Here is a 257-nt window from a genome sequence, read left to right as displayed (position 1 = left end):
TCTTCGATGTCTGAAAATTCACTGGAAAGCCCGTCAGTATCAATCGCCTTGATACGAACATGGTAAGTGCCTTTCGGCAATTCCAGATTCAATTCTGTCTGCAGGCCGTCGCCAATGGTTACTGAGGTGAAGTCCGCATCATCGGTCAGTTTGTACTGCAACTGATAACCGGCCAGCTCGTAAGGGTAAAGCGTTTCGCCGTTGCTTCTTTCCATTGGGATGTCCCAGCTCACGCTCAAGGTACTCTCGGTTGGCGT

Annotated in this window: 1 protein-coding gene; it reads right to left on the bottom strand. The window is 50.2% G+C overall.

Annotated elements, in window-relative coordinates; genetic code table 11:
* Positions 1-215: fibronectin type III domain-containing protein (locus ACXAFR_RS27675; protein WP_475183474.1), on the bottom strand; the 215-nt coding region annotated here is incomplete at its 3' end.
* Positions 216-257 lie beyond the last annotated feature (42 nt).

The organism is Pseudomaricurvus sp. ABR4_320 (assembly GCF_056159445.1).
Note: the sequence above shows the minus strand (reverse complement) of the source record. Positions and strands in the feature narration are given on the sequence as shown.